The organism is Alistipes intestinihominis (genome assembly GCF_040095975.1).
In the GTDB taxonomy this organism is placed as follows: Bacteria; Bacteroidota; Bacteroidia; order Bacteroidales; family Rikenellaceae; genus Alistipes; species Alistipes senegalensis.
The window spans coordinates 1-25,830 of sequence record NZ_JBBMFL010000002.1 but is presented as its reverse complement, the minus strand read 5'-3'; the positions used below and the strand labels follow the sequence as shown (position 1 = coordinate 25,830).

Here is a 25,830-nt window from a genome sequence, read left to right as displayed (position 1 = left end):
TGTACTTTTGACAAATATTCGTCCAAATGAAAAACAGTGTCAACCATATGAAAAAAATGTTTCGGACGCTTCTGATCGCCGCTGCGGCGGTCGCTGCGGCCTGCGCTCCCCGCGAGCGGACCCTCGTGCTGCTTTCGACAAACGACATGCACGCCAAGATTCAGAATTTCCCGCGGCTGGCGGCGGCCGTCGGGGCTTGCCGCGATACGGCGCAGCTGGTGGTGCTGGTCGATGCCGGCGACCGCTGGACCGGCAACGCCTATGTGGACATGGCGGCCGCCCCCGGAATGCCGATGATCGCCCTGATGAACCGCCTGGGCTACGACGTGGCGACGCTCGGAAACCACGAGTTCGACCACGGGCAGGCGTTTCTGGGCCGCATGATCGACAGCATGGATTTCGAGGTCGTCTGCGCCAACGTGGTGAGCGACACGTGCACCTTCCCGCAGCTGCCGCCCTACGTCGTGATCGAGGAGGGCGGCCTCCGCATCGGGTTCGTCGGCGTGGTGACCAACTACGAGGGCCCCGGGCATCCCGCGGGCAATGCCGCGTGTTTCAAGGGGCTGGAGTTCCCCGATCCGCAGTTGATGGCGGCGAAGTATGCCGCCGAACTGCGTCCGAAGGTGGACGTGCTGGTGCTGGTCTCGCACATGGGCGACGACCGTGACCGGGAGCTGCTCGAAACGGAGACGCTGTACGACGTGGTGGTCAGCGGGCACACCCATGTGGAGGTTGATTCGCTGGTGAACGGCACGATGCTGACGCAGACCGGCAAGTATCTGAAAAATATCGGCGTTACGGAGATCAGACTCCGGGGCCGGAAGATCGAAAGCATCGAATCCCGGCTGGTGCCGCTGGAGGGCTATGCCCCCGATCCCGTCTATCAGGCCGAGGTGGACCGTTACTACGCTGATCCCGGGCTGAACAAACCCGTGGGAGCATTCGCCGCGACGGCCGACAAGTGGGGCCTCGCCAACTGGATGGCCGAATCGGTGGCCGACGAGACCGATGCCGACATCGGATTCTACCACATCGGCGGCGTGCGTCTCGATTCGATTCCGGCGGGCGATGTCGGTGCTGCGAGAATCTATGATCTGGAGCCCTTCGGCACGGAGATCGCCCTGATGCGGATGACCCCGGCCGACATGCGCCGGATGATCGTTTCGAAGTACAACGACGAGGAGAACCGCAAGGAGGCCCACCGCATCGACCTGATCTCGACGACCCCCTATGTCATCGTGACCGACGCGCAGGACAACGCCCTCGACGTGCGTTTCCCGAAGCTGCGCGAGGGCAGGACCTACGAAGTCGCCGTCAGCGATTACGTGTTCAAGAACTACAAGGACCTGAACTATTCCGACGGGAAGATCTCCGGCATAGCGGTCGCCGGCGTGCTGCTCGAAGAGCTCGGCGACGACACGCCGCTGACCCCCGACAACAAGCCGCGGCAGGAGGTCCGCCGGAAATAAACGGCTGATTTTTTGCAGATTCACTGAAAAGCACTACCTTTGTAGTCCCCGCGCGTGCGTACATGATGCGTAAGCGAGGGCTATAACTTTCAATATTAACCAATTAACGAGCGATTGTATCGCAATCATTTCCGCAAATGGAAGAAGTAAAGAACGTAGTCGCAAACGAGAATTTCGACTGGAATGCGTTTGAAAACGACCTGGGCGTTTACGACCAGGACAAAACCCAGATCACCGAAGCGTATGACAAGACGCTGTCGAACGTCAACGTCGGCGAAGTGGTCGAAGGTACCGTAACCGCCATCACCAAGCGCGAGGTTCTGGTGAATATCGGCTACAAGAGCGAGGGTGTCATCTCCATCTCGGAGTTCCGCTACAACCCCGATCTGAAAGTGGGCGACAAGATCGAAGTCTATGTCGAGTCGGCCGAGGACAAGAACGGGCAGCTGGCCCTTTCGCACAAGAAGGCCCGTCAGCTCAAGAGCTGGGATCGTGTCAACGAGGCTCTGGAGAAGGACGAGATCATCAAGGGTTACATCAAGTGCCGCACGAAGGGCGGTATGATCGTCGATGTGTTCGGCATCGAGGCGTTCCTGCCCGGCTCGCAGATCGACGTGAAGCCCATCCGCGACTATGACGTATACGTTGACAAGACCATGGAGTTCAAGGTCGTGAAGATCAACCAGGAGTTCCGCAACGTGGTCGTTTCGCACAAGGCCCTCATCGAGGCCGAGCTCGAAGCTCAGAAGCAGGTCATCATGTCCAAGCTGGAGAAGGGCCAGATCCTCGAGGGAACCGTCAAGAACATCACCTCCTACGGCGTATTCGTCGATCTGGGCGGCGTGGACGGTCTGATCCACATCACCGACCTCTCGTGGGGCCGTGTGAACCACCCCGAGGAGATCGTGGCGCTCGATCAGAAGATCAACGTCGTGATCCTCGACTTCGACGAGGCCAAGAAGCGCATCGCCCTGGGTCTGAAGCAGCTCACCCCGCATCCGTGGGAGGCGCTCGACCAGAACCTCAAGGTCGGCGACAAGGTCAAGGGCCGCGTGGTCGTCATGGCCGATTACGGTGCCTTCGTGGAGATCGCTCCCGGCGTGGAGGGACTGATCCACGTGTCGGAGATGTCGTGGAGCCAGCACTTGCGTTCGGCTCAGGAGTTCATGAAGGTCGGCGACGAGGTCGAGGCCGTCATCCTGACCCTCGACCGCGAGGAGCGCAAGATGTCGCTCGGCATCAAGCAGCTCACGCCCGATCCCTGGGAGAACATCGAGACCAAGTATCCCGTAGGTACGAAGACCACCGCCAAGGTGCGTAACTTCACGAACTTCGGCGTATTCGTCGAGATCGAGGAGGGCATCGACGGCCTGATCCACATTTCGGACCTCAGCTGGACCAAGAAGGTGAAGCATCCCGGCGAGTTCACGTCGGTAGGCGCCGATATCGAGGTCGTGGTGCTGGAGATCGACAAAGAGAACCGCCGTCTGTCGCTGGGCCACAAGCAGCTCGAGGAGAATCCCTGGAACGAGTTCGAGAATCAGTACTCCGTAGACAGTGTTCACGAGGGTACGGTGACCGAGCTGACGGACAAGGGCGCCGTGGTCGCTCTGGGCGAGAACATCGAGGGCTTCTGCCCCGCACGCCAGCTGGTGAAAGAGGACGGCACGACTCCGAAGGTGGGCGACAAGCTCGACTTCAAGGTGATCGAGTTCTCGAAGGCCACCAAGCGCATCACCCTCTCGCACCTGCGTACCTACGACGAAGCTCGTAAGGAGGCGTTCGCTGCCGAGAAGGCCGAGAAGCGCGCCGCTGCCGACGCTACGAAATCGACCGTGAAGAAGATCAACGCTTCGGTCGAGAAGACGACGCTCGGCGACATCGCCGGACTGGCCGCTCTGAAGAGCGCTATGGAGGCTGCCGAGGCCAAGTCGGCCAAGAAAGCCGCTGCCAAGAAAGAGGACGAGGAGTAATCCCCGCATCCGGGGCGGGGAGGGCGCAACTTCCCGTATCCCGATAACCGGACACCCGCACGAATTTCGTGCGGGTGTTTTTTTGGCCGTCAGGCAATAAGTCGGTATATTTGAGGGTTCTTAGAATAAAGGTTCGAATGCGATGAAGAGATTCGTTTTGTTTTTGTGGATCGCCATTGCCGCTGTTCCGGGCGGCTCGTGGGGCGTCGTGCGTGCGGCCGGGGCCGATGTGGTGCAGCGGGGACCCGAACGGCGTCACCGCGGATATGTGAAAGACGACTGGTCGGTCTGGTATCGGGGCCGCAAGGTCGAAGGCGCCGTGGCTTCGTCGTTCTCCGACCTCGGCGGGGGCTACGGCAAGGATGCCTGGACGGTCTTTTACGGCGGCCGGAAGATGGAGGGGGCTGCCGCATCGTCGTTCGCCGTGCTCGGCGGCGGGTACGGCAAAGACTCCTGGTCGGTTTGGTTCCGGGGCTGCAAGATCGAGGGGTTGTCGGCCTCGTCGTTCTCCGCTCTGGGCGACGGCTACGGCAAGGACCCCTGGAAGGTGGTTTTCGAAGGCCGCACGGTGAAGGACGCCGCAGCCTCGTCGTTCGAAAGTCTCGGCAGAGGCTATGCGAAGGATGCGTGGAGGGTCTATTACCGGGGCGAGGCGATTCCGGGAGTGTCGCCGGGATCGTTCAGGATGCCGCGGCGGTAGGATTTTCCGGCTGTTTTCCGATCGAAGGCTTTCCCCGCGGGGATGGCCTTTTTTTCATCCGGGCATTGTTTTTGTCTTTTCCGGGTAAAATTATCGGACGGATGAACAGACTGAAACCCCATCTGGCCCTGTTGCTGTGCAACGTGCTCTGGGCTATGGACTACCCGTTTTATAACTATGTGTTGCCGCGCTACATTCACCCTATGGCGCTGGTCTCGGCATCGCTCGTGGCGACGGCTCTGCTGTCGCTCGTGCCCCTGCTGTGGCAGAAGGCCGAGAAGGTCGGCTGGGCCGACGGCCGCAAGCTGATCGGCGCCGGACTGCTGATCGGCGTGTTGCGCAAGGTCTTCATCATGTACGGACTGTCGATGACCTCGCCGATCGACGGTTCGATCATCGACACCATCGTGCCGCTGCTGGTGCTGGCGCTCTCGGTGGCGCTGGGGATGGACCGCTTCACGAAACTCAAAGTCGCGGGGCTGGTGCTCGGAATGGCGGGGGCCGTGGCGGTGGTATTGTCGGGGGCCGCGTCGGCGCATGCGCACTCGCATCTGTGGGGCAACGTGATGATCTTCCTCTGCGCCTGCGTCACCTCGCTGTACATGGTGTGGTTCAAACGCCTGATCGCCAAATACCGCATCACGACCGTGCTGCGCTGGGTCTATTGCGCCGCGGCCGTCATGGCGCTGCCCATCGGCATCGGGCCCATTGTCCACACCGATTTCGCAGCCATCGCCCGTCATGCCCTCTTCCCGGCGCTGTTCGTGCTGATCGTGCCGACCTACCTGCCCAACCTGATGCTCAACTATGCGCTCAAAACCGTGCCGGCCACCGTGTCGAGCATCTACACCTATCTTCAACCCGTGCTGGCGATCGCCATTTCGATCGGGATGGGGCTCGACAAACTGCATGCGGACACGGTGATCTTCGCGCTGGTGATCTTCGCGGGCGTGGGGCTGGTGCTCCGCTCCTACACCGTGAAGCCGAAGCATCCCGCGGACTTAAAAAGCCCGTCTTGAAGGCTGCGGTAGCTGTTCTCGGGGCATAATCCCTGCCCCCCCCCTCCCGCTAATCAAAAAAAGAGCTTTCCGAAACCGGAAAGCTCTTTTCGTATGCGGCGCGTATCGCGTTACTCGGCAGCGGTGACCGAGAACTTGATCGTGGCCTTGACCTCCTTGTGCAGACGGGCCGTAGCCTCGAACTCGCCGACGGTCTTGATGGCATCGACGCTGATCTGTTTGCGGTCTACGGTGATGCCCTTGGCGGCGAGCGCCTCGGCGAGGTCCGTAGCGGTGACCGTACCGAAGAGTTTGCCCTCCTCGGCCTTCACGGCCAGCGACAGCGGCAGGTTGGCGATGGTCTCGGCCAGGGCCTGAGCGTCGGCCAGGATCTTGGCGTCCTTGTGGGCACGCTGTTTCAGGTTCTCGGCGAGGACCTTCTTGGCGGAAGCCGTGGCGGCTTTGGCGTAGCCCTGGGGAATCAGGTAGTTGTTCGCATAACCGGGCTTCACGTTCACGATGTCGTTGGCGTAGCCCAGGTTCTCCATATCTTTGATCAGAATAACTTCCATGTCTTGTCCTCCTTTTAATTATTTCATGCAATCGGTTACGAAGGGCAGGATGGCGAGGTGGCGCGCACGCTTCACGGCCTGTGCGACCTTCTTCTGGAACTTCTGCGAAGTGCCCGTCAGACGGCGGGGAAGGATCTTGCCCTGCTCGTTGAGGAATTTCTTCAGGAACTCTCCGTCCTTATAGTCCACGTATTTGATGCCGAGTTTCTTGAAACGGCAGTATTTCTTCTTCTTAACGTCTACCGATACCGGGTTCAGGTAGCGGATTTCCGACTGTGCCTTGTTGTCCTGTGCCATGGTTTACTCCTCCTGCTTGTTAGAAAGTTTCGCACGACGCTTCTCCGAATATTCTACGGCGTATTTGTCCTGCTTGAAAGTTAAGAAACGGATCACGCGCTCGTCGCGGCGGTACTGCGTTTCGAGCGTGTTGATGAGCGAGCCTTCGCCCGTGAACTCTACCAGGAAGTAGAAACCGGTGGTCTTTTTCTGAATAGGATAGGCGAGCTTGCGAAGGCCCCACGACTCCTTGTTCACGATCTGACCGCCGTTTTCGGTGATGACACCCTGGAATTTGTCAGCGACCTCCTGTACCTGAGCATCGGACAGAACCGGCGTGACAATGAAAACGGTTTCGTAATTGTTCATAATCGTTTAATTGGTTAATTAATCCCTTTTCGGGACCGCAAAGATACGGATTAAAATTAAAAATGAAAAATTAAGAATTAAAAATTTATCAGTATTTGGATTATCTCCGCTTTTTCCTATCTTTGTGGAACATACTGACAAACACGGAAAGTGTAAGTTTATTCCCGATAAGCGAACGTAGGAAATTCTCTTTGGCGAGGAATAGGCAGACTTCTTGCCGCTTACGCAGGCTCCCCGCAGGGTAGAACTGCGGGGGGCCTGCTCTCGACTGCGCTTCGGGCGGACTTCCGCAATTTGTTTCCTGAAAATGGTGCCGGATTATGGGATTTTGCGTATCTTATCAGCGAATTCAATCCTAATGCTAACCCGATGATAAGACATTGCTTTTTCTTGATTTTCGCCGTGCTTCCGTTTTGCGGCTTGCAGGCGCAGGATACGGCCATAAGCCCCCGTTATCCGGGGGCCGGGTGTTTCGAGGGCGAGGTGGCTGTCGGGGCGACCTTTGGCTATGCCTCGCTCGGAAGCTTTGACAACGATGCGGCGGGCTTTTGCCTGGTCGCTGAAAGTCGTTACAATTTCCGGAGAACTCCCTTCGATGTGGGTTTGCGGCTCGGCGGGTCGTATTACTCGCGGCTGGCTGCGGGCGTCTGCTCGCAGGACCCTTTTATGATGTTCAGCCTGATGGCCGTTGCGGATTACAACCTGCATCTGACGCCGAAAGCGGCGTTGTTCGCGGGAGCAGGGATCGGTGGGGCGTATGTCCTCCGAACGGCCGAAGGGGCTGTCTCCGATACTCCGTCCAGCGATTGTGCGGCATTTTGCGTGATGCCGCGCGTTGGCTGCGAATGCTGGAACCGGCTGCGTGTCACGCTGGGTTACACCTGTACGGAGCGGGCCAACCGCCATCTGTCGCTCACGTTCGGAATAGCCATCGGCGGCGGGCGGCGGTAAGACGCTTATTCTTCCGGGAACCCTTGTGCCTTCAGCTTTATGTCCTGCCCGTCGGGGGTGACGAGGTAACAGCCCGTGGAGGCGGGGGTGATGTGGCCGATGACGTCCACAAGGCCCAACCGCATGATCTGCTCCTGCATCGAAAGAGGCACCGTGAAGAGCAGTTCGTAGTCTTCGCCGCCGTTCAGCGCCGCAACGACCGGGTCGGTGTGCATCTCCTCGGCGAGGGCCGTGGTCTGACGCGCGATCGGGATGCGCTCGAGGTAGATGCGCGCCCCGCAGGCGGACGATTTGCAGATCTGCATCAGGTCGCTCGCAAGTCCGTCCGAGAGGTCGATCATCGCCGTCGGGACGATCTTCTCCGCTGCCAGCGCCTCCACGATGTCGGTGCGGGGACGCGGTTTCAGGTATTTTTCGAGCAGGTATTCGTAGCCTTTGAACTGCGGTTCGGGGTTCTCCACGTCGGCGAGCACCCGCTTTTCGCGTTCGAGCAGTTGCAGGCCCATGTAGGCGGCCCCGAGGTTGCCGGTGATGCAGATCAGGTCGTTCTGCTGCGCACCGCTGCGGTAGACGACCTTCTCCTTTTTGGCGTAGCCAAGCGTGGTGACGGTGATGACCAGCCCCGTCATCGAGGCGCGCGTGTCGCCGCCCACGAGGTCGATCTCCTGCTCCTTGCAGGCGAAGGCGATGCCTTCGTAGAGGTCCTGAAGAGCTTCGACGGGCAGTTTCGACGAGACGCCGAGCGACACGGTGATCTGCGCCGGGAGGGCGTTCATGGCCAGGATGTCGCTCACGCCGGCCGTCACGGCCTTGTAACCCAGGTGTTTGAGCGGAAAATAGGTGAGGTCGAAGTCGACGCCTTCGTAGAAGGAGTCGGTCGTGCAGAGCACCGCTTCGCCGCGTCCCGGGGCGATCACCGCGGCGTCGTCCCCCGCGCCCTTGAGCGTCGAGGCGTTCTTCGGGGTGAATCCGCTGGTCAGCAGGTCGATGAGTCCGAATTGTCCGAGCGAGGCGATCTCGGTGCGCTTTTTCTGGTCCATAGTTACTGAAATTTTTTACAAAATTAAGGAAATCGTGTTATTTCCCCAAAAAATAATGTATTTTTGCCGGGTCCAATCATCACAAAAAGGGTTAGTTATGATAAATATCGTCTTATTCGGCGCTCCGGGATGCGGCAAGGGCACCCAGGCCCAGCGCCTGAAAGAGCACTACGGAATCGACCATGTTTCGACCGGCGAGGTGATCCGCGACGAGATCCGGCGCGGCACGGAGCTCGGACGCAGCATGGAACAGTACATCAGCGAAGGCAAGCTGGCTCCCGACGAGATCGTCATCGGCATGATCGGGAATTACGTCGCCGAGCACAAGGATGCCCGCGGGTGTATTTTCGACGGGTTCCCCCGTACGACGGTCCAGGCCGAGGCGTTCGACAAAATCCTGGCCGAACACGGTTTGAAGGTGGATATTATGGTGGACATCCATGTCCCGGAGGAGGAACTGGTGCGCCGTATTCTGCTGCGCGGCAAGGATTCGGGCCGTGCCGACGACGCTTCGGAGGAGGTGATCCGCGGACGGCTGGACGTTTACCGCATGCAGACGGCCGTGGTGGCGGAGTACTACGCCGCGCAGGGCAAGTACGCCTCGGTGAACGGCACCGGAACGATGGATGAGGTGTTCGGCCGCATCGCCGACGTGATCGGCGGACTGGAATAACCGGCGCTTTATATATAGGTGGCGCCGGATTTATCGGCGGCGCGCAGAAAAAACGACGATTTTATTTGGTTTTTCGGGCAAAGTCCCTATATTTGCAACCAAGAAGTCAGACGATGAACAATTTTTCGATCAATAACGCATGGTGGTGGCGCTCGCAATTTTCCGTTGTGAGTGACTCGCCGCATGCAGTTGTTGAACGATAGATCAACGATAATCCAGAAAAGGGCCTGTTGTACTCACGACAGGCCCTTTTTTTCGTGTGCGATAATTCCAAAAAAATTGATGAATATGAACTATCAGGTCGATGAGAAAGGTTATTACGGACGCTTCGGGGGCGCATACATCCCCGAAATCCTGCACAAATGCGTCGAAGACTTGCGGCGGAACTACCTGCGGGTGCTCGAAAGCGAGTCGTTCCGCGAGGAGTACCGCACGTTGCTGTGCGACTACGTGGGACGGCCTTCGCCGCTCTATTTCGCGCGCCGGCTGAGCGAACGCTACGGCTGCCGCATCTACCTCAAGCGCGAGGATCTCAACCACACCGGCGCCCACAAGATCAACAACACCATCGGACAGATTCTGATCGCCCGGCGGATGGGCAAGACGCGCATCATCGCCGAGACGGGGGCCGGGCAGCACGGTGTGGCCACGGCCACGGTCTGCGCGCTGATGAACATGCCCTGCGTGGTCTACATGGGGCGGACCGATGTCGAGCGTCAGCAGGCCAACGTCCGGAAGATGGAGATGCTGGGCGCGACGGTCGTGCCCGTGACCTCGGGCAACATGACGCTGAAGGACGCCACCAACGAGGCCATCCGCGACTGGTGCTGCCACCCCGCGGATACGTTCTACATCATCGGTTCGACGGTGGGGCCGCACCCTTATCCCGACATGGTGGCGCGTTTGCAGTCGGTCATCAGCGAGGAGATCCGCGTGCAGCTGCGGGAGAAGGAGGGGCGCGACTATCCCGACTACCTGATGGCCTGCGTCGGCGGCGGCAGCAACGCCGCGGGGACCGTCTATCACTACCTGGGCGACGAGCGCGTGAAGATCGTGCTGGCCGAGGCCGGGGGCGAGGGACTCCTTTCGGGACGCAGCGCGGCGACGATCCAGCTGGGGCGCGAGGGCATCATCCACGGCGCCCGCACGCTGGTCATGCAGACCGAGGACGGGCAGATCGAGGAGCCCTATTCGATCTCGGCGGGCCTCGATTATCCCGGCATCGGCCCGCTGCACGCCAACCTCGCGCAGACGGGGCGTGCGAAGGTCGTCGCCGTCGATGACGACGAGGCGCTGCGCGGGGCTTTCGAGCTGACGCGCCTCGAAGGGATCATCCCCGCCCTCGAAAGCGCTCATGCCCTCGGTGCGCTGCCCCGGATGGAGTTCCGCCCCTCGGACGTGGTGGTGCTGACCGTCTCGGGCCGCGGCGACAAGGATATGGAGACCTATCTTGCGAATATGGACCGTCCGGAGATCTCCGGCAATTTGTAAAATCCGAAAAACACCCGATACCATGTACCGATTTACCACGGCAACCAAAAAACTCCTCGGAGACCTGCATACGCCGGTCAGCCTCTACCTCAAACTCCGGGATGTCTATCCGCAGTCGGCGCTGCTCGAAAGTTCCGACTATCACGGCGGTGAGAACAGCCTTTCGTTCATCGCCTTCCGCCCCGTCGCCCGCATCGGCGTGAACAACGGCGAGGCGCTTCTGGAATACCCCGACGGCCGGAGCGTTGCGAAGCCCCTCGGCGAAACCTGTGCGGCGGCGGACGCGCTGAAAGAATTTCTGAACGAATTCCGCGTTGACGGCGACGGAAGCGAGCTTTGCGGCCTCTTCGGCTATACGGCGTTCGACGCGGTGCGCTATTTCGAGAACATCCCCGTCCGGGAGTTCCACCACCGCGATTCCGATGCCCCCGACATCTGCTACATCCTCTACAAGTTCCTGCTGGTCTTCGACCACTTCAAGAACGAACTGTCGATCGTCGAGCTGTGCGCCGACGGCGAGCGGGACCACATCCGCGAGGTCGAGACGCTGATCGAGGACCGCAATTTCGCTTCGTACAACTTCCGCACGGTCGGCGAGCGCCGTTCGAACCTCACCGACGAGACCTACCGGGAGATGGTTCGCCAGGGCGTGCGCCACTGCCTGCGCGGCGACGTGTTCCAGATCGTGTTGAGCCGCCGCTTCGAACAGCCGTTTCAGGGCGACGATTTCAAGGTCTACCGTGCGCTGCGGAGCATCAATCCCTCGCCTTACCTCTTCTATTTCGATTTCGGGGGCTTCCGCATCTTCGGCTCCTCGCCCGAGACGCACTGCAAGGTCGAGAACGGCCGCGCCACGATCGACCCCATCGCGGGCACGGCTTTCCGCTCCGGAAACTCGGCGCTGGACCGCGAGCGGACCGAACGGCTTCTGGCCGACCCCAAGGAGAACGCCGAGCACGTCATGCTGGTCGATCTGGCGCGCAACGACCTGAGCCGCAACGTCCACGGCGTGAAGGTGGACTTTTACCGCGACGTGCAGTATTACAGCCATGTCATCCACCTCGTCTCGCGCGTCAGCGGGGAGATCGACGCCGACAGCGATTCGGTCCGGACCTTCATCGACACCTTCCCGGCCGGAACGCTGAGCGGCGCCCCCAAGGTGCGGGCCATGCAGCTCATTTCGGAGATCGAGCCCGACAACCGCGGCGTCTACGGCGGGTGCATCGGCTTCATCGGGCTCGACGGCGATCTCAACCAGGCCATCGCCATCCGCACGTTCGTCAGCCGCAACAACACCCTTTACTATCAGGCCGGGGCGGGCATCGTCGCGAAGAGCGACCCCGAACGCGAATTGCAGGAGGTGTCGAACAAGCTCGGCGCGCTGGACAAGGCCATCCGCGAGGCCGGGAAACTGATCAATTAACCGCAAAAAAACGAAGCCATGAAATGTCTGCTTTTCGATAATTACGATTCGTTCACCTACAACCTGCGGCACATGCTGCTCGAACTGGGGCTCGAAGTCGATGTGCGCCGCAACGACCGCATCGCGCTGGACGAGGTCGCCGCCTACGACCGCATCGTGCTCTCGCCCGGTCCGGGCATTCCCTCCGAAGCGGGGCTGCTGCTGCCGCTGATCCGGCGTTACGCCGCCTCCAAACCCATTTTGGGCATCTGTCTCGGCGAACAGGCCATCGGCGAGGCGTTCGGCGCCAGGCTGGAGAACCTTGCCGAAGTCCATCACGGCGTCTGCTCGGACATCCGCGTCGTGGCCGACGATCCGCTCTTCGACGGGCTGGGGACGGGGTTTCGCGCCGGACGCTACCATTCGTGGGTGGTTTCGGCCGAGGGGCTTCCCGACTGTCTGGAAGTCACGGCCACCGACCGCAGCGGCCTGATCATGGGCCTGCGCCACAAGACCTGCAACCTGCGGGGCATCCAGTTCCACCCCGAATCGGTCCTCACGCCGCAGGGCAAGACGATCCTTGCGAACTGGATCACGAAATGCAACCGTTAAACGAATTCGAACCATGAAAGATTTACTATACCGCCTTTTCGAACATCAGTACATGGATCGTTCGGAGGCACAGCAGGTTCTGGCGGGCATCGCCGCCGGGAAATACAACCCCGAGCAGGTCTCGGCGCTGATCACCGTCTTCCTCATGCGCAGCATCTCGGTCGAGGAGCTGGCCGGGTTCCGCGACGCGCTGCTCGAAATGCGCCGTCCGGCGGACCTCTCGGACTACGGGCCCATCGACATCGTGGGCACGGGCGGCGACGGCAAGAACACCTTCAACATCAGCACCGCGGCGTCGTTCGTGGTGGCGGGGGCGGGTTACAACGTCGTTAAGCACGGTAACTACGGTGCCACCTCGGTGAGCGGCGCGAGCAACGTCATCGAACGCCACGGCGTGCGGTTCACCGATGATCCCGACCGCCTGCGGGCCTCGCTCGACGCCTGCCGCATCGCCTACCTCCATGCCCCGCTGTTCAACCCCGCGATGAAGGCCGTGGCCCCGATCCGCCGGAACCTCGCCGTGCGCACGTTCTTCAACCTGCTGGGGCCGCTGGTCAATCCCGCGCTGCCGAAATATCAGCTTCTGGGGGTCTACAACCTCTCGCTTTTCCGCCTCTACAACTACGCCTATCAGTCGGGCGGCACGCGCTTCGGCGTGGTTTACAGCATGGACGGCTACGACGAAATTTCGCTCACCTCGGAATTCAAGGTCGCCACGCCCGAGAAGGAGCAGGTCTTCACCCCCGAGCAGATCGGCTTCGGCCGCTGCCGTCCCGAGGAGCTCTCGGGCGGCGACACCCCCGAGGAGGCCGCGCGCATCTTCGACTCCGTGCTGGACAACACCGCGACAGCCGCCCGGCGCGACTGCGTGCTGGCCAACGCCGCCTTCGCCATCCGGGTGATCTGTCCCGAAAAGGAGGTAGCCGAGTGCCTCGACGAGGCGCGCGAATCGCTCCTCGGTGGAAAAGCCGCGGCGGCGTTCCGGAAATTCGTGGAGATAAACAGCTGAGCGATATGGACATTCTGGAAACCATCACAGCCAATACGCGCCGCGAGGTCGCCTGGCAGAAACAGGTGCTTCCCGTCGATGCGCTGCTTCGGCTCGGTTCGCCGTGGCTCGCCGAGGCGCCGTGCTCCATGCGCCGCGCGCTGGCGGAGTCGGAAACGGGTATCATCGCCGAGTTCAAACGCCGCTCCCCGTCGAAAGGGTGGCTGCACGAGGATGCGAAGGTCGAAGCCGTCGTTCCGGCTTACGAGACCGGAGGCGCCTCGGCCTGCTCGGTGCTGACCGACGGCGAATTCTTTGGCGGAACGCTGGAGGACCTGAAGCAGGCCCGCCGGCTGGTCCGTCTGCCCCTGTTGCGCAAGGATTTCGTCGTCGATGAATACCAACTTTATCAGGCCCGCGCGGCGGGAGCCGCCGCCGTACTGCTGATCGCCGCGGTACTGTCGCCCGACGAGTGCCGCCGTTTCGCCCGCACGGCGCATGAACTGGAGCTCGAGGTGCTGCTCGAAGTGCACACGCCCTCGGAACTCTCTCGTCTGAACGGATATGTCGATATGCTCGGGGTCAACAACCGCGATCTCGGGACTTTCCATACCGATGTCGAAAATTCGTTCCGGATGGCCGATCTGCTCCGGCGCGAGGTCGGCGGCGGGTCGGGACCGCTGCCGGTCTCCGAAAGCGGCATCTCCGATCCGGAGACCGTCGTGCGGCTGCGTGAGGCGGGTTTCCGGGGATTTCTGATGGGCGAAGCCTTTATGAAGAGCGGCGATCCGGGGCGCGCGCTGGCGGAGTTCATCGCCCGGCTTAAAGAGGCGCGGCCATGATCGTCAAGGTGTGCGGGCTGCGCGATCCCGACAACATCCGCGCCGTCGAACGGCTGCCGGTGGACCTCTGCGGCTTCATTTTCTATCCCCGCTCCCCGCGCTGCGTGCCCGACGACGAGTTCCATGCCGCGGCCGTGCGCAGCTGCCGCAGGCCCGCGGTCGGGGTCTTCGTCGATGCTTCGCCTGCCGAGATGCTCCGCACGGCCGAACGCTTCGGCCTCGGGTGGCTCCAGCTCCACGGCGACGAATCTCCCGGTGTGTGCGGGGAGCTTCGGCAGCAGGGTTGCCGGATCATCAAAGCGATCCGCGTCGCGTCGGCAGCCGACCTCGCGGCGGCCCGGGCTTATGAAACGTGTGCCGACTACCTGCTGTTCGATACCCGCTGCGACGGCTACGGCGGTTCGGGACGACGCTTCGACTGGTCGGTGCTCGACGCCTATGCGGGCCGCGTTCCGTTTCTGCTCAGCGGCGGAATCGACGCGGAGTGCGCCGAAGCGGTCCGGGGATTCGTCCATCCCCGTTTCGCGGGCGTGGATCTCAACAGCGGATTCGAAACGGCCCCGGCGGTGAAGGACGCCGGAAAACTCGGAAAATTCATTTCAAAAATCCAATTACCATGAACAGAATCAATCAGTTATTCGCCTCCGGCAGGCAGGATATACTCTCCATCTACTTTTGCGCCGGGTATCCCGATCCGGAGAACACCGCCGAGGTGATCCGTGCGCTCGAAAACAACGGCGTGGGGATGGTCGAGATCGGCATTCCGTTCAGCGATCCGATGGCCGACGGCCCGGTCATCCAGCACGCGGCCCAGCAGGCCCTGCGGGGAGGGATGTCGCTGCGGAAACTCTTCGCCCAACTGGCGGATATTCGCCCCGGCGTGCAGATTCCGCTGCTGCTGATGGGCTATCTCAACCCCGTTATGCAATACGGATTCGAGAACTTCTGCCGCTCCTGCCGCGACTGCGGCATCGACGGCTGCATCATCCCCGACCTGCCGTTCGACGACTACCTCGCCGACTTCAAGCCCGTCGCCGACCGTTACGGTGTGAAGGTCGTCATGCTCATCACGCCCGAAACCTCCGAGGAGCGCATCCGGCAGATCGACGACCACACCGACGGATTCATCTACATGGTCTCGTCGGCCTCGACGACCGGGGCGCAAAGTGCGTTCGACGAGCGGAAGCAGGCTTATTTCCGCCGCATAGACGCGCTCGGGCTGCGCAATCCGCGCATGGTGGGGTTCGGCATCAGCAACCGTGCGACTTTCCGCGCTGCGGCGGACAACGCTGCGGGCTGTATCGTCGGCAGCCGTTTCGTCACCCTGCAAGGCGAGACCCCGGGGCCGGAGGAGGCCGTCAGGCAGTTGCTGGAGGAGCTGAAACGCTGACCCGCAACGAAATGAAGGCCGGACTCTCGAGAGTCCGGCCTTCGTTTTATTGTCCGCGCGGCGGCTGATTAAAGCGCGTTCACGTGCAGCTGCATCGCGCTTTTCAGGTTCGCAGCCTTGTTCTTGTGCACGATGTTGTGCTTGGCCAGCTTGTCGAGCATGGCGGTTACCTTCGGAAGCAGAGCCTCGGCGGCGCTCTTCTCGGTAGTTGCGCGCAGGGCCTTCACAGCGTTGCGGGCCGTCTTGTGGAACAGCCGGTTGTGAGCACGCTTCGCGGCGGTCTGGCGAATACGCTTTTTCGATGACTTATGGTTTGCCATAATCCGTTAGTTTTTATTTTTTACTTTTTTAAGTTCTGCTTGTCCGCGAGCCGTGGCCGCGTTCGGATGGGCCCGAAGCCCGCTCCTGAAAAGTAATTTACCGTCCGTCATCCCGGCGTCGAGCCCCGGATGCCGCATTTTCGTAGCCCATAGGAGAGTCGAACTCCTCTTTCAAGAATGAAAATCTTGCGTCCTAACCGATAGACGAATGGGCCTTACCGCTATCGCACCCTCCTTTTACAGGGGAACTTTAGCGGTGCAAAGGTAAGCAAAAAAGTGACTTGTACAAAAAATATGTCGAAAAATTGCGGTTTTTTTCTCCCGGGGCCTCCGGATGCCGCGTGCGGGGGCTTCCGGCAGGGGTCAGCGCGCGCGGATCGTCCGCGTTTCGGGGTCGAACGAGGCGTTCTCGCCCGAGAAGAGCCGCTCGATCAGTCCGCTGCGGGACATGGCGTCGGCCGGCAGGTGGTGGAGCGACGGCGTGTCGATCAGCGCCACCGAGTCGCAGAGCGAAAGGGCGATGTCGAGGTCGTGGGTCGAGAAGAGGATGCACTTCCGCTCCTCGCGGGCCAGCCGTCGGAGCAGCGTCGCCAGCGTGTAGCGGTTCGGCAGGTCGAGGAAGGCGGTCGGCTCGTCCAGCAGGATGACGGGGGTGTCCTGCGCCAGCACGCGGGCGATCATCACCCGCTGGCATTCGCCGTCGGACATGCGGTCCATCGTCTTGCGGGCGAAACCCGACATGCCCACCAGCTCCAGCGAGCGTTCGACGACGGCGCGGTCGGCCTCCTGCATGCGCCCGATCCAGTTGGTGTAGGGGGCGCGCCCCAGCGCCACGACATCCTCGCAGGCGAGGTTGGCGATGCGGACCCGGTCGGTAGTGACGAATCCGACGGTGGTAGCCCGCTCGTGGGGCGTGAGCGCGCTCAGCGGGCGGCCGCAGAGTTCGATCTTTCCCGCGGAGACGGAACCCAGTCCGGCCAGGACCCGCAGCAGGGTGCTTTTGCCCGTGCCGTTGCGGCCGATCAGGGCGGTCAGCTCCCCCTGTCCGAACGAGGCCGAAACATCCTCCAGCAGCGTGCGGCTGCCGTAGGAGAGGGCGATATGGTCGAGGCGGATGCTCATGGTCAGAAGATATTGCGGTTGCGGACGACGACGTAGATGACGACCGGGATGCCCATCAGGGCCGTGATGGTGTTGATGGGCAGGGCGAGGAGCTTGGCGACGAGGTCGCAGACGAGCAGCAGGGCGGCGCCGGCGAGCATCGAGGCCGGCATGAGGATGCGGTGGTCGGCCGAGGCGAAGAACATGCGGGCGAGGTGCGGCACGGCCAGTCCGATGAATCCCACGGGACCGCAGAAGGCGGTGACGGTGCCGGCGAGCAGGACCGTCGAGAGGAAGATCAGCGTGCGCGTGCGCTGGATGTTGAGCCCCATCGTGCGGGCGTAGTTCTCGCCCAGCAGAAGCAGGTTGAGCGGCTTGATGACGGCGACGGCCAGGACCAGTCCCGCCGTGACGACCGGGAGCAGCAGGGCCAGCCGGCTGCCCGTGACGTCGCCCAGCGATCCCATGGTCCAGATGACGAACGATTTGAGGGCCGCCTCGCTCGACAGGTATTGCAGGATCTCGACCACCGAGCCGATGCCCGAGCCGAGCATCATGCCGAGGATCAGGATGACCATGATGTCCTTGATGCGGCGGCTGACGGCCATGACGATGCTCAGCACGAGGGCTGCGCCCAGCCATGCGGCGCCGGCGATACCCAGCGACTGGACGAACGAGTGTCCGGCGACGCCCAGCAAGGGGGCGCCGAGCAGGAACAACGCCACACCGAGCCCTGCGCCCGAACTGACGCCCAATACGTAGGGGCCTGCCAGCGGATTGCGGAAGAGGGTCTGCATCTGGAGGCCGCTGGCGGCGAGCGCCGCTCCGGCGAAAAGTGCCGTGACGGCTTTCAACAGGCGGATTTTCAGGATGATGTCTCTCACCGTAGGGTCGCATGCCCCTCCCGTGAGGGCTGCCCAGATGTCGCGCAGGGGCACCGCGACCGAACCGACGGCGAGGTCGGCGACGAAGAGTGCAGCGGTGAGCAGCGTGAGCAGCGTGAAGAGAAGGGCGGTGCGCTTCATCGGCTATTCGAGGCGTTTGTAATAGAAAGTCGGCTCGCTGCCGCCGGAGAGGATCGTGCGCAGGTCGCGCAACACGACATCGGGGCGCACGACGGCCGATTCCCAGAAGTCGGAACCCCCGGCCGGAGTCTGGCGGGCGTTGTTGTTGTAGACCCGGCGGTTGCGGACGACGGGGATGTCGGCGAACTTGGGGTTTTGAGCGGTCAACTCGGCGAGGGTGTTGCAGGCGCCGACGTTGATCCAGATGTCCGAGGCATTGGCCAGCAGGTAAGCCTCTTCCAGATCGACCGCCACCGACGCGTCCGACGTGTTCCCGGTATAGACGTATTCCCCGCCGGCGTCCTCGATAAGGCGGATCATGTAGCTGTGCGACGACGGCATGAACCACGTGTCGCGGTAGGGGGTGTTCAGCATCACCTTCGGACGTTTGCCGCCCGGTGCGGGCTGCGACCGCAGGGCTTCGTAATCCCGGGCGATCCGCCGTAGCGTGTCGGCGCCGGCTTGGCGCAGGTCGCAGAGTTCCGCGGCGACGACGAGCCATTCGGCTTTGCCCAGCGGCGACTCCTCGACGTAATCGCCGATGTATATATAGGGTATGTTCAGTTCGCGGAGTTTGCCCGTGATGACGGTGTTCTCGCCCGTCACGCCGTAGAGCAGGATGATGTCGGGACGCATGGCCGCGAGCAGTTCGAAATCGAGGTTCGTGTCGTAGCCCACGTCGCGGACCTCGCCGCAGAGGCGGTGCTCCCGGACGTAGGGATTCGAGATGTAGTCGATGCCCGAAACGCCCGCGACGCGCCGGACCTGTCCGACGGCGTCGAACATCGCCACATGGCTCGACGACATGCAGACTACGCGCCGCACGGGGGCTTTGACGATCTGTCCTTCGAAATCGGAAGGGGCTTCGGCATCGTCGCGCAGCACCAGCAGGTATTGTTCGGCGGTTGCGGCGCCCTGCCACGGTTTGCGGATCGTGATGAGTGTCGAGGCGTCTTTTTCCGTGCCGCGGATGTCGAATCCCGAAGCATGGGCCGGGATGTAAACCTCGGCCGTAAAGTCGCTTAGGGTGTGCTTCGCAGGACCGGAACAGCCGATCGCAAAGGCCGCGGCGAGCAGCAGCAGGAGATGTGGAAATGGTTTCATTTCCGCAAAAGTAGAAAAAAATCTTGCAGAAATGTGTTTGTTTTTGAAAAAAAGACTATATTTGCAGTCCCAAAGCGAGAGGTTTCGGCCTTTTTGCGGGCGGAATCGGGGCGTAGCTCAGTCCGGTTAGAGTACACGTCTGGGGGGCGTGTGGTCGCTGGTTCGAATCCAGTCACCCCGACTGATGGAAAATCCTTGATATTCAATCGAATATCGAGGATTTTTCTTTTGTGGTATATAGTCCGAAAAGTGGCGGTGGTACACAAGTGGTACATAAATGGTCGCTATCCGAAAATTTCAATCTCAGTCGTTAAGTATTTGGTTGTTGGATGGTTGCTGTATTTGGGCCTATACAGTCGTTCCAAACAGGCGGATAATGAATTTTATCGGGTTCGTGGTTATATGAGCTGTAATCGCGTCGCAGTATCTTCTGTCGGGACGAAATAAAACGACCTGCCAATATGTTTTGGCCGGCCTTGCAAATCTACTCTGCCGATGTCCCGATTAGCAACAGAATCGAATAGTCGGGTTCCGCCAGTTTTGCATCCATACCGCAACCCAGACGATATTTACCTGCGGGGCAAATTCATGGATGACGGTTAAGAGGCTGCATAGGTTGTCGAAACTTATTTCCGATGCGGGATGATAGCTTACTTTTATAATCACGTCGAGGTCGGCTTCGATGTGCAGGGCTTCCAATTCGGTGCGGAGTCGTTCCGCCAAGACGGGCATTGCACCCTCGACCGTAATTAGGGCGCAAGATGCCGCGCTATTCAAAATGCGGTCGAAATCGTTCCGGACGATTTGCACCATGTCGTCTTCCGATGCGCTGAATTGGGTGTCGAGGTAGAGCCTGATTTCTTCTTTATTTTTCATGTTATCTTGTTTTTGGGTAATACATTCCGGCTGTGAATACGCAGGCCGTTTCAGCCGATATGTACTGGAAGATCGTCGTTGCGGCTTGCTTATTTAAGCCCTATACACTGGCTTGAAATAGGTGGTTAATGAATTTTATCGAGTTCCCGACTACATGAGCCGTAATCGCGCCACAGTATCTTCTGTCGGGATTTAACAAAGCGACCTGCCGGGTTGCGGCAGGTCGGGACAACTAAGAATAGTCGGGATAAAGACTCGGAAAGGATGTGGATAACAACTTACAGCTATGGGCTTTATCAGCGACCGAAATTGTATACGAGATTATTCTATTTTCCGATATAGGGTTTTGAATTCATACCTTATTTTATAAGTTTCGTTCAGATCGAATAATGCTCGTTTCAAAATTTTACCTAAAATGGTTTTTTGAGTATTCCTATTGGGATAATGTGTTGTGATCGCGTTCAATGGTTCGGTGTTTTCCCAATCGACTTGATTTTCGCCGACTAAATTTTGTGCAGTAAACCATGTGTCTGCGGAGTAATTCTTTTCCTGTAAACGCCTGATTAGGTAGTCTGCAATTTCTTGGCGATTTTCAAGATTTGTTTGCCAAAGACAGCTATGTAATTCTTGACATTGCCCATTATCACCAAAATAGATTAGTGCCATAGCTTAAAATTCGATTTCTTCGATAATTTCGAATAATTCTTTCCAAGTTTTCGTGTCGTATGTAGTTTTGCAATCAATCGGCACTCCAAGATAGCTGTACTTATCAGTACAATCCATACCACGAAATGTGGTGGATAGAATAACCGGAGGAGCAATTGCTTTGCAATATACTTTAGTGAAGAGCAAAGGTTTCGCATAAAAACGATTGAAGCCATTTGCAAAAGCGAGTTCACCTATTTCTTTTACTCCATTTCCAATGGTCAAATACCCATTAAAACCAGTACAATAACAAAAAGCCTCCTTTTCTATATTAGTTACTTGATCGGGAATAATAAGGTTGCCAGAAAAACCAAGGCACCGATAAAAACAGCCACTTGAGATAGTCGTTATTCCCGTTCCTAATGTTAATGAAGTGAATCTGCTACATCCGTAAAAAGCTTCACTTCCAATAAATGTAACATTATCGGGGATAATCAGATTCCCAATTAGTTTTGAACAGCTATAAAAGGCTTTAGTGCCTATACTTTGTAATCCGTTAGGTAATATTAAGTCGCCAGCCAATGACGTGCAGCTTTCAAAGGCTGAATTGCCAATCGAAATAACGCTTGATGGTATATTGATAGATGTAATACTACTGTTCGAGAAAGCATTGTCCGGTATGGCTTCCAGATTCAGCGGTAGAATGACCGTTTTGACCGTACTTTCTTTGAAACAACTGGCCGGAATCGTCGTATTGTCGATTTGTGCCAGATCGACGGACTCTAATGCGGGCATGGTGCGCATGAAATCGTAATCGAACGTGTTGAGTTTGCCCGTCAGTTTCAATCCGATCAATTTTTCTTTTTCATCGGCGGAAATGTAGTTTTCCAATGTTCCTGCCGTTTCGACATGAACCGTTTTATATCCTGAGGCCTTTTGCGCGAACAGAATGCTTTGTGCTACTAATCCACTATCGTCTTTCAGGCTGACGGTCGAATAACGATAGGTCGTGTTCGGATTGGCTTGGGCGGTAAAGGTAAGCGTTTCCGTATGCGTCGCTGCACGTGTCTCGGCAACAGAAAGCCAAACACGATCGGCCTCCGGAATTTCCACCGTATAGGTTACATTGGTTTCCACTTTGACCTGCACGGTTTCACCTTCTGCGGCAATCTCCACGGTATCTGTCGAAACGATAATGACGCTCTCTACAAAATTGATAATGCGCATGATGGTATTCGTTCCTTTGGAGACAAATATCAAGATGCGGCTTGCTTCGAGGTCGGCCGACGGTGTTGTAACGATGATTTTCCCGGATCGGTAATCTGTCGGTGAAACAGACGCTTTATAGAGGTCTTGCGCTACCACCTCGATTCGTGTCGTTTCATCCGCTCCGATAATCGTATATTCGATTTCATAGTTTTTTCCCGGCAGGACATTGATGGATTCCGTATTGCTGAATGTGATATCCAATTTTTCGGATGGCGTTGCTTTCGGAATCGTAATCGTGCTGTCGTCATTCAAGGTGAATATAACGCTGTCATTGGTTTCTTCGACATCCTTGAAGATGCCTCCGGCTTGTCCCGGCTCGCCCTGTTCTCCTTTATCGCCCGTTGCCTTGCCGAGTTGTGTCCACGATGCACCGTCATAGGAGATATACCAGTATCCGTCCTCAATTTTCAATTGAGGCGTTATGCCGTCTTTTCCATCCTCACCGGGCTTGCCATCCTGTCCATCGTTGCCATCCTGTCCCGGCTTACCATCTTCTCCATCCTGACCGTCGCGGCCTTCTGCTTTTATCTTGTTGCCGGAATCATCCGTCAGCCAGTCGCCGTTAAGCGTCCAGTAATAGATTCCGTCGGCATCCTGCTTTACTCCGATAACCGGGGTAGAGCCGTCTTTCCCGTCTTCGCCGGGTTTGCCGTCCTGACCGTTGTAAATCGTAATCGGTGCGCTTTGGGTAAAGGAAATGGTGTAACCGATTGTTTTCCCATCCTTGGTAATGGGGACGACGCTGGTAATGTAGTCTTTGTTTTGAAGGGCATTGACAAGGGTTTGCAGGGATGAAATGTTGGTGTTCATCTGCTTGCATAATTCTTCGAGTTTTGCGACCCTGTTTTCGAGGTCGTCCACACGTCCGGTCAATGCCGAATCGTCGTAATCGCTATTACAACTCCATAGAGTGGAAACAGCGAATAATAAATAAAGAATCCGTTTCATTTTTAATAGTTTATTAGGTGCAAATAGTCGTTATTCGGCATCTCCTTTTACGGTTTTGTTGAAACAGTCCTGATGTCCGCAATATTTGCATTGGCGGGTAACCTGAATGCGGTTATAGTGGACGAGATATGATTGAGTTCCGTTTTTAACTCGCTCGGTTTTAACTCGGCCGAGGTATGCTTCATCAATTACCCGCATCGCCCAGAATCTTCCGCAGTTCCCGCAGCGGCGTGAAAACAGCCAGCGTAAAATTAGAAATACAAATAATCCAATGATGACTAAAAGCCATAGTATTGGATTCCCTTTTTCTGATTTTGTATCAGGATATGGAGCTTCAGGCGCGGGTACAATTGGAGATACGGCTTGTTTGGATGATTGTATGATTTTCGGAGATGTAGAATGCGTTTGATCTTTGATCGGAGTAGGTTGCGGTTTCGTTTCTTTTTGCTTTGAAATAATGACTGGCTCACGAGGAGTCTCGATTTCTTCGTGAATAATTTCCGGGGCAGGATTAGTTGGGGGTACAGAAACCGAGGGTTGCGGGGTTTTCTGCTCTTTTTTTCTTTGCTGGCGCTCTTCTCTGCGTTCTTCTCGCTTTTGCCTCCGTTCTTCCCGGCGTTGTTCTCGCAGGGCTTTCTTGTCGGTCTCCTGTGTTTGCGGTGCGGCGTACATACCGGGTGCGGCCAATATGAAGAACATAAGCCCGCAAGTGATTAGTTTTTTCATAGCAACAAGTTTTTGTTGCCATCCTGTTCCGATATGGCTGATTTACATGAAAAAAAGTGTGGAACAGTCGTCTTATTGAGTAGGGAGGCTCTGGTAAGCCTTAGACACCAATAAAACAATGCCCCACACCTGTAATAGTAGGCGATGATGACCGCATACCATACAAGCAATGAGCGCGCTGTTTTATCCCTGTGTCTGTTGTGTGAAATTTACCAGATTTCCCTACACGGAATAAAAGCGAACACTTTTACTATATGTACGCCACTCTCGTGACCCTACAAAGGTAAAAAAATGTTTTGCTTAGTGCAACACTCAGTCGGGGCATTGTCGTACAAATTTGAGCGAAATATTCTGAAAAATCAATATTGACCTTATGCTATGTTTAAGGTAAACTCCACATATTGACCTTTACGAAAAAGGGATCGACTATCAGTCGATCCCCGTAAACGTATTCTGAGACGGTTATTTGAATGTAATATTGTATTCCCGACAATAGTGGAAGAACGTGCTGATGTTTATAAAGTCATGGTTGGCTATGCACCAGTCGAATAACCGGTCGCATTCGGTCGGGTAGTAATCGGAGTGCCATTGGCTCACCAAGTGGAATAGCCGTCGCCCTTCTTCCGGTCCGAACTCGTTGGCAAGTGCCTGCCCGATAGCCCTCCATACTTTATAGCCGCATGTGATGTCTATTTGTCGGTCTGATATTATCTTTATACACGCATATGCTCTCATTTTGGTATCTACATCCATGGAGGCCGACCTGTCATTTTTACAGGGTACTCCGTAGTCTTTGTTTATGAGGTTCAGATACGGTATGGCATTCGGATTAAAGAACGGTTCGGGATCATAGCTTGCGACACGCAGACGGGTGACATCGCAGCAAGTTGAATCTGCGTACAAATGGATTTTTGTCCGGATTTCGTTTATGAGTGCAAAATACTGTGCTCGATGCCTTTCTGGATATGCGATCCGGAAAACAAGACATAGTCCGTTACCTCCGACGGATAGCCCCGCGTAGCACAGGCTACTGAACTTTTCAGCTAATAACTCTTTAGCGCGTGGCCATCTTCCCTTAACCCCGGGATTATCCTTGCCGTCAATGTCTACGCAGATGTAATGGCTATGCCGATGCACGAGCCTTTTTCGGGCTCGTGTATCGAATATTCCGGAAACGGTCACACAAGGGAGGCGGAACTTCTTTATCTCTTTGCGGACCGCCGGATCCTGCGTTTCCCGATAAATATGCACGATGTCTTGGTAATCCGAGCTTAATAAAAATTCCCAGAGAGATATTTCCTCGATTGGAACGACCGAGGTCATGTTCTCGAAAAGAGATACTTTAGGCGATGGGATCCCCGCTGGAATCCGAACGACGGTGTTTGTCATAAATTTTGAGCATGAGTTATTGGAATTACTTTTGTTCGTATTTAAGATTTGTTGTGATAAATTTTTGCTATCTTTCATATAATAAACATTTTACATTTTGAGTTCCTGTACACTTTCTGTCTGCTTATTGTTCGGTTGTCAGACATTTCGATTCGGCACTTGAATGGCGCGTGTCATCGTTTGATTTTACTATCTGTCTTTCCTGCGAACCGATCCCCGATCGCTTTATCGTATTTCTTGGAGCTGGCATCGATCAGTCGTTTCCACCCCACGAAAGATTGCATGATTCGGGTCGGAGTTCCTTTTGGGGGCATTTCACCGTATAGCGCATAACGCGTTAAAACTTTATAAGCTTTATGCTGAAGACGTTCAGGCATAAGTTCGATAGCTTCGTAAAATGAGATGAGGAATACAAAGCCCTCTCTCGGTTTCCTCTTTCGCGGCTTCGCAGCCTCCTCTTCCTGAATTGCGCTCAATTCTTCTTCCGTTACATTGTTCAATGCCGCCAACGGGTCTAAATTTTGGTTTGGTTCCATAATTTTGATTGTTTAATGTTTAATATGGTTCACTACTGTCCCGTAAAAGTTGATAAATAGTTCTTTGAAATTATTGAAATATAGTCAATTACGTGGTTTCTTGAGA

The 25,830-nt window shown here is 57.3% G+C and carries 27 protein-coding genes and 2 tRNA genes; 14 read left to right on the top strand and 15 right to left on the bottom strand.

Going from position 1 to position 25,830, the window contains the following annotated elements; translation table 11 throughout:
* The first annotated feature begins 26 nt into the window (after nucleotides 1-26).
* From WMO46_RS01775 to WMO46_RS01760, 4 genes are all read left to right on the top strand, one after another.
* Nucleotides 27-1,469, top strand: a complete 1,443-nt coding sequence (locus WMO46_RS01775) for a bifunctional metallophosphatase/5'-nucleotidase (RefSeq protein WP_410520073.1) — start codon at nucleotides 27-29, stop codon at nucleotides 1,467-1,469.
* Nucleotides 1,470-1,606: 137 nt separating this feature from the next.
* Complete coding sequence (gene rpsA, locus WMO46_RS01770) at nucleotides 1,607-3,442, top strand: 30S ribosomal protein S1 (RefSeq protein WP_129651488.1); 1,836 nt, start codon at nucleotides 1,607-1,609, stop codon at nucleotides 3,440-3,442.
* 142 nt (nucleotides 3,443-3,584) lie between these two features.
* The gene (locus WMO46_RS01765; protein ID WP_229091941.1) at nucleotides 3,585-4,142 is read left to right on the top strand and encodes a DKNYY domain-containing protein; all 558 of its coding nucleotides are present in this window, start codon (nucleotides 3,585-3,587) and stop codon (nucleotides 4,140-4,142) included.
* Nucleotides 4,143-4,243: 101 nt separating this feature from the next.
* The gene (locus WMO46_RS01760) at nucleotides 4,244-5,161 is read left to right on the top strand and encodes a DMT family transporter (protein ID WP_129651489.1); all 918 of its coding nucleotides are present in this window, start codon (nucleotides 4,244-4,246) and stop codon (nucleotides 5,159-5,161) included.
* A 110-nt stretch (nucleotides 5,162-5,271) separates the two neighbouring features.
* On the opposite strand, the gene rplI is transcribed toward WMO46_RS01760, so the two are convergent.
* The 3 genes from rplI to rpsF are packed head-to-tail and all read right to left on the bottom strand — an operon-like array spanning nucleotide 5,272 to nucleotide 6,357.
* Nucleotides 5,272-5,712: a 50S ribosomal protein L9 gene (rplI, locus tag WMO46_RS01755; protein ID WP_019151532.1), complete on the bottom strand. Its 441-nt coding sequence runs from the start codon at nucleotides 5,710-5,712 to the stop codon at nucleotides 5,272-5,274.
* Between the two features lie 18 nt (nucleotides 5,713-5,730).
* Complete coding sequence (rpsR, locus tag WMO46_RS01750) at nucleotides 5,731-6,009, bottom strand: 30S ribosomal protein S18 (RefSeq protein WP_010265192.1); 279 nt, start codon at nucleotides 6,007-6,009, stop codon at nucleotides 5,731-5,733.
* A gap of 3 nt (nucleotides 6,010-6,012) precedes the next feature.
* The gene (rpsF, locus tag WMO46_RS01745) at nucleotides 6,013-6,357 is read right to left on the bottom strand and encodes a 30S ribosomal protein S6 (RefSeq protein WP_064974706.1); all 345 of its coding nucleotides are present in this window, start codon (nucleotides 6,355-6,357) and stop codon (nucleotides 6,013-6,015) included.
* Nucleotides 6,358-6,726: 369 nt separating this feature from the next.
* Here rpsF and WMO46_RS01740 point away from each other — a divergent pair, with 369 nt between their 5' ends.
* On the top strand, nucleotides 6,727-7,308 hold the full coding sequence (locus WMO46_RS01740; RefSeq protein ID WP_349093654.1) for a hypothetical protein: 582 nt from the start codon (nucleotides 6,727-6,729) through the stop codon (nucleotides 7,306-7,308).
* Nucleotides 7,309-7,313: 5 nt separating this feature from the next.
* Here the strand turns inward: WMO46_RS01740 and thiL are convergent, their stop codons facing one another.
* Entirely contained in the window at nucleotides 7,314-8,348 is a 1,035-nt protein-coding gene (thiL, locus tag WMO46_RS01735; protein ID WP_349093653.1) for a thiamine-phosphate kinase, read from the bottom strand.
* Nucleotides 8,349-8,445: 97 nt separating this feature from the next.
* On the opposite strand from thiL, the gene WMO46_RS01730 reads away from it, so the two are divergent.
* The 8 genes from WMO46_RS01730 to trpA all read left to right on the top strand — a co-directional run bounded on the left by WMO46_RS01730 (nucleotide 8,446) and on the right by trpA (nucleotide 15,746).
* Complete coding sequence (locus WMO46_RS01730; RefSeq protein WP_278818619.1) at nucleotides 8,446-9,021, top strand: adenylate kinase; 576 nt, start codon at nucleotides 8,446-8,448, stop codon at nucleotides 9,019-9,021.
* Between the two features lie 288 nt (nucleotides 9,022-9,309).
* On the top strand, nucleotides 9,310-10,512 hold the full coding sequence (gene trpB / locus WMO46_RS01725) for a tryptophan synthase subunit beta (RefSeq protein WP_349093652.1): 1,203 nt from the start codon (nucleotides 9,310-9,312) through the stop codon (nucleotides 10,510-10,512).
* A 22-nt stretch (nucleotides 10,513-10,534) separates the two neighbouring features.
* Nucleotides 10,535-11,935: an anthranilate synthase component I family protein gene (locus WMO46_RS01720; protein WP_349093651.1), complete on the top strand. Its 1,401-nt coding sequence runs from the start codon at nucleotides 10,535-10,537 to the stop codon at nucleotides 11,933-11,935.
* Nucleotides 11,936-11,953: 18 nt separating this feature from the next.
* Nucleotides 11,954-12,526: an anthranilate synthase component II gene (locus WMO46_RS01715; protein ID WP_019151526.1), complete on the top strand. Its 573-nt coding sequence runs from the start codon at nucleotides 11,954-11,956 to the stop codon at nucleotides 12,524-12,526.
* Between the two features lie 13 nt (nucleotides 12,527-12,539).
* Nucleotides 12,540-13,535, top strand: coding sequence for an anthranilate phosphoribosyltransferase (gene trpD / locus WMO46_RS01710; protein ID WP_129651494.1), 996 nt, complete (start codon nucleotides 12,540-12,542; stop codon nucleotides 13,533-13,535).
* A 5-nt stretch (nucleotides 13,536-13,540) separates the two neighbouring features.
* Nucleotides 13,541-14,356, top strand: a complete 816-nt coding sequence (gene trpC, locus WMO46_RS01705; RefSeq protein WP_349093650.1) for an indole-3-glycerol phosphate synthase TrpC — start codon at nucleotides 13,541-13,543, stop codon at nucleotides 14,354-14,356.
* Nucleotides 14,353-14,976, top strand: a complete 624-nt coding sequence (locus tag WMO46_RS01700) for a phosphoribosylanthranilate isomerase (protein WP_349093649.1) — start codon at nucleotides 14,353-14,355, stop codon at nucleotides 14,974-14,976. Before trpC ends, WMO46_RS01700 begins: the two co-directional genes overlap by 4 nt.
* Nucleotides 14,973-15,746 (top strand): tryptophan synthase subunit alpha, encoded by a 774-nt coding sequence (gene trpA / locus WMO46_RS01695; protein WP_349093648.1) that lies wholly within the window; start codon nucleotides 14,973-14,975, stop codon nucleotides 15,744-15,746. Before WMO46_RS01700 ends, trpA begins: the two co-directional genes overlap by 4 nt.
* Before the next feature lie 68 nt (nucleotides 15,747-15,814).
* Here the strand turns inward: trpA and rpsT are convergent, their stop codons facing one another.
* The 5 genes from rpsT to WMO46_RS01670 form a co-directional block, all read right to left on the bottom strand.
* Nucleotides 15,815-16,066 (bottom strand): 30S ribosomal protein S20, encoded by a 252-nt coding sequence (gene rpsT, locus WMO46_RS01690; protein WP_019151521.1) that lies wholly within the window; start codon nucleotides 16,064-16,066, stop codon nucleotides 15,815-15,817.
* Between the two features lie 143 nt (nucleotides 16,067-16,209).
* Nucleotides 16,210-16,281: transfer RNA gene (locus WMO46_RS01685), tRNA-Glu, on the bottom strand.
* Between the two features lie 148 nt (nucleotides 16,282-16,429).
* Nucleotides 16,430-17,188 carry an ABC transporter ATP-binding protein gene (locus tag WMO46_RS01680; protein ID WP_349093647.1) on the bottom strand — a complete coding sequence of 253 codons (759 nt, stop codon included), beginning with the start codon at nucleotides 17,186-17,188 and terminating at the stop codon, nucleotides 16,430-16,432.
* A gap of 2 nt (nucleotides 17,189-17,190) precedes the next feature.
* Nucleotides 17,191-18,192, bottom strand: a complete 1,002-nt coding sequence (locus tag WMO46_RS01675; RefSeq protein ID WP_349093646.1) for an iron ABC transporter permease — start codon at nucleotides 18,190-18,192, stop codon at nucleotides 17,191-17,193.
* A 3-nt stretch (nucleotides 18,193-18,195) separates the two neighbouring features.
* Nucleotides 18,196-19,335 (bottom strand): ABC transporter substrate-binding protein, encoded by a 1,140-nt coding sequence (locus WMO46_RS01670; RefSeq protein ID WP_349093645.1) that lies wholly within the window; start codon nucleotides 19,333-19,335, stop codon nucleotides 18,196-18,198.
* Nucleotides 19,336-19,441: 106 nt separating this feature from the next.
* On the opposite strand from WMO46_RS01670, the gene WMO46_RS01665 reads away from it, so the two are divergent.
* Nucleotides 19,442-19,516, top strand: a tRNA-Pro gene (locus WMO46_RS01665).
* Between the two features lie 323 nt (nucleotides 19,517-19,839).
* On the opposite strand, the gene WMO46_RS01660 is transcribed toward WMO46_RS01665, so the two are convergent.
* The 6 genes from WMO46_RS01660 to WMO46_RS01635 all read right to left on the bottom strand — a co-directional run bounded on the left by WMO46_RS01660 (nucleotide 19,840) and on the right by WMO46_RS01635 (nucleotide 25,724).
* Nucleotides 19,840-20,211, bottom strand: a complete 372-nt coding sequence (locus tag WMO46_RS01660; protein ID WP_242493160.1) for a hypothetical protein — start codon at nucleotides 20,209-20,211, stop codon at nucleotides 19,840-19,842.
* A gap of 321 nt (nucleotides 20,212-20,532) precedes the next feature.
* Nucleotides 20,533-20,877: a hypothetical protein gene (locus tag WMO46_RS01655; protein WP_129651500.1), complete on the bottom strand. Its 345-nt coding sequence runs from the start codon at nucleotides 20,875-20,877 to the stop codon at nucleotides 20,533-20,535.
* Between the two features lie 3 nt (nucleotides 20,878-20,880).
* The gene (locus WMO46_RS01650) at nucleotides 20,881-23,073 is read right to left on the bottom strand and encodes a leucine-rich repeat protein (RefSeq protein ID WP_349093644.1); all 2,193 of its coding nucleotides are present in this window, start codon (nucleotides 23,071-23,073) and stop codon (nucleotides 20,881-20,883) included.
* Between the two features lie 30 nt (nucleotides 23,074-23,103).
* Nucleotides 23,104-23,799: a hypothetical protein gene (locus tag WMO46_RS01645; RefSeq protein ID WP_349093643.1), complete on the bottom strand. Its 696-nt coding sequence runs from the start codon at nucleotides 23,797-23,799 to the stop codon at nucleotides 23,104-23,106.
* 462 nt (nucleotides 23,800-24,261) lie between these two features.
* The gene (locus WMO46_RS01640) at nucleotides 24,262-25,266 is read right to left on the bottom strand and encodes a BT4734/BF3469 family protein (RefSeq protein ID WP_289088225.1); all 1,005 of its coding nucleotides are present in this window, start codon (nucleotides 25,264-25,266) and stop codon (nucleotides 24,262-24,264) included.
* Between the two features lie 95 nt (nucleotides 25,267-25,361).
* Nucleotides 25,362-25,724, bottom strand: a complete 363-nt coding sequence (locus tag WMO46_RS01635; protein WP_129651504.1) for a DUF6291 domain-containing protein — start codon at nucleotides 25,722-25,724, stop codon at nucleotides 25,362-25,364.
* Nucleotides 25,725-25,830: the final 106 nt, after the last annotated feature.

Bases quoted from the DNA above. Each gene is read 5' to 3' on its own strand.
- WMO46_RS01740 (WP_349093654.1), top strand. From the start codon at position 6,727: ATGATAAGACATTGCTTTTTCTTGATTTTCGCCGTGCTTCCGTTTTGC.
- WMO46_RS01680 (WP_349093647.1), bottom strand. From the start codon at position 17,188: ATGAGCATCCGCCTCGACCATATCGCCCTCTCCTACGGCAGCCGCACG.
- WMO46_RS01660 (WP_242493160.1), bottom strand. From the start codon at position 20,211: ATGAAAAATAAAGAAGAAATCAGGCTCTACCTCGACACCCAATTCAGC.
- rpsA (WP_129651488.1), top strand. From the start codon at position 1,607: ATGGAAGAAGTAAAGAACGTAGTCGCAAACGAGAATTTCGACTGGAAT.
- WMO46_RS01765 (WP_229091941.1), top strand. From the start codon at position 3,585: ATGAAGAGATTCGTTTTGTTTTTGTGGATCGCCATTGCCGCTGTTCCG.
- trpA (WP_349093648.1), top strand. From the start codon at position 14,973: ATGAACAGAATCAATCAGTTATTCGCCTCCGGCAGGCAGGATATACTC.
- WMO46_RS01730 (WP_278818619.1), top strand. From the start codon at position 8,446: ATGATAAATATCGTCTTATTCGGCGCTCCGGGATGCGGCAAGGGCACC.
- WMO46_RS01715 (WP_019151526.1), top strand. From the start codon at position 11,954: ATGAAATGTCTGCTTTTCGATAATTACGATTCGTTCACCTACAACCTG.
- rpsR (WP_010265192.1), bottom strand. From the start codon at position 6,009: ATGGCACAGGACAACAAGGCACAGTCGGAAATCCGCTACCTGAACCCG.
- WMO46_RS01675 (WP_349093646.1), bottom strand. From the start codon at position 18,192: ATGAAGCGCACCGCCCTTCTCTTCACGCTGCTCACGCTGCTCACCGCT.
- WMO46_RS01700 (WP_349093649.1), top strand. From the start codon at position 14,353: ATGATCGTCAAGGTGTGCGGGCTGCGCGATCCCGACAACATCCGCGCC.
- WMO46_RS01775 (WP_410520073.1), top strand. From the start codon at position 27: ATGAAAAACAGTGTCAACCATATGAAAAAAATGTTTCGGACGCTTCTG.
- WMO46_RS01650 (WP_349093644.1), bottom strand. From the start codon at position 23,073: ATGAAACGGATTCTTTATTTATTATTCGCTGTTTCCACTCTATGGAGT.
- WMO46_RS01670 (WP_349093645.1), bottom strand. From the start codon at position 19,335: ATGAAACCATTTCCACATCTCCTGCTGCTGCTCGCCGCGGCCTTTGCG.
- trpC (WP_349093650.1), top strand. From the start codon at position 13,541: ATGGACATTCTGGAAACCATCACAGCCAATACGCGCCGCGAGGTCGCC.
- WMO46_RS01640 (WP_289088225.1), bottom strand. From the start codon at position 25,266: ATGAAAGATAGCAAAAATTTATCACAACAAATCTTAAATACGAACAAA.
- trpB (WP_349093652.1), top strand. From the start codon at position 9,310: ATGAACTATCAGGTCGATGAGAAAGGTTATTACGGACGCTTCGGGGGC.
- WMO46_RS01645 (WP_349093643.1), bottom strand. From the start codon at position 23,799: ATGAAAAAACTAATCACTTGCGGGCTTATGTTCTTCATATTGGCCGCA.
- rpsF (WP_064974706.1), bottom strand. From the start codon at position 6,357: ATGAACAATTACGAAACCGTTTTCATTGTCACGCCGGTTCTGTCCGAT.
- WMO46_RS01760 (WP_129651489.1), top strand. From the start codon at position 4,244: ATGAACAGACTGAAACCCCATCTGGCCCTGTTGCTGTGCAACGTGCTC.
- WMO46_RS01720 (WP_349093651.1), top strand. From the start codon at position 10,535: ATGTACCGATTTACCACGGCAACCAAAAAACTCCTCGGAGACCTGCAT.
- rplI (WP_019151532.1), bottom strand. From the start codon at position 5,712: ATGGAAGTTATTCTGATCAAAGATATGGAGAACCTGGGCTACGCCAAC.
- rpsT (WP_019151521.1), bottom strand. From the start codon at position 16,066: ATGGCAAACCATAAGTCATCGAAAAAGCGTATTCGCCAGACCGCCGCG.
- trpD (WP_129651494.1), top strand. From the start codon at position 12,540: ATGAAAGATTTACTATACCGCCTTTTCGAACATCAGTACATGGATCGT.
- WMO46_RS01655 (WP_129651500.1), bottom strand. From the start codon at position 20,877: ATGGCACTAATCTATTTTGGTGATAATGGGCAATGTCAAGAATTACAT.
- thiL (WP_349093653.1), bottom strand. From the start codon at position 8,348: ATGGACCAGAAAAAGCGCACCGAGATCGCCTCGCTCGGACAATTCGGA.
- WMO46_RS01635 (WP_129651504.1), bottom strand. From the start codon at position 25,724: ATGGAACCAAACCAAAATTTAGACCCGTTGGCGGCATTGAACAATGTA.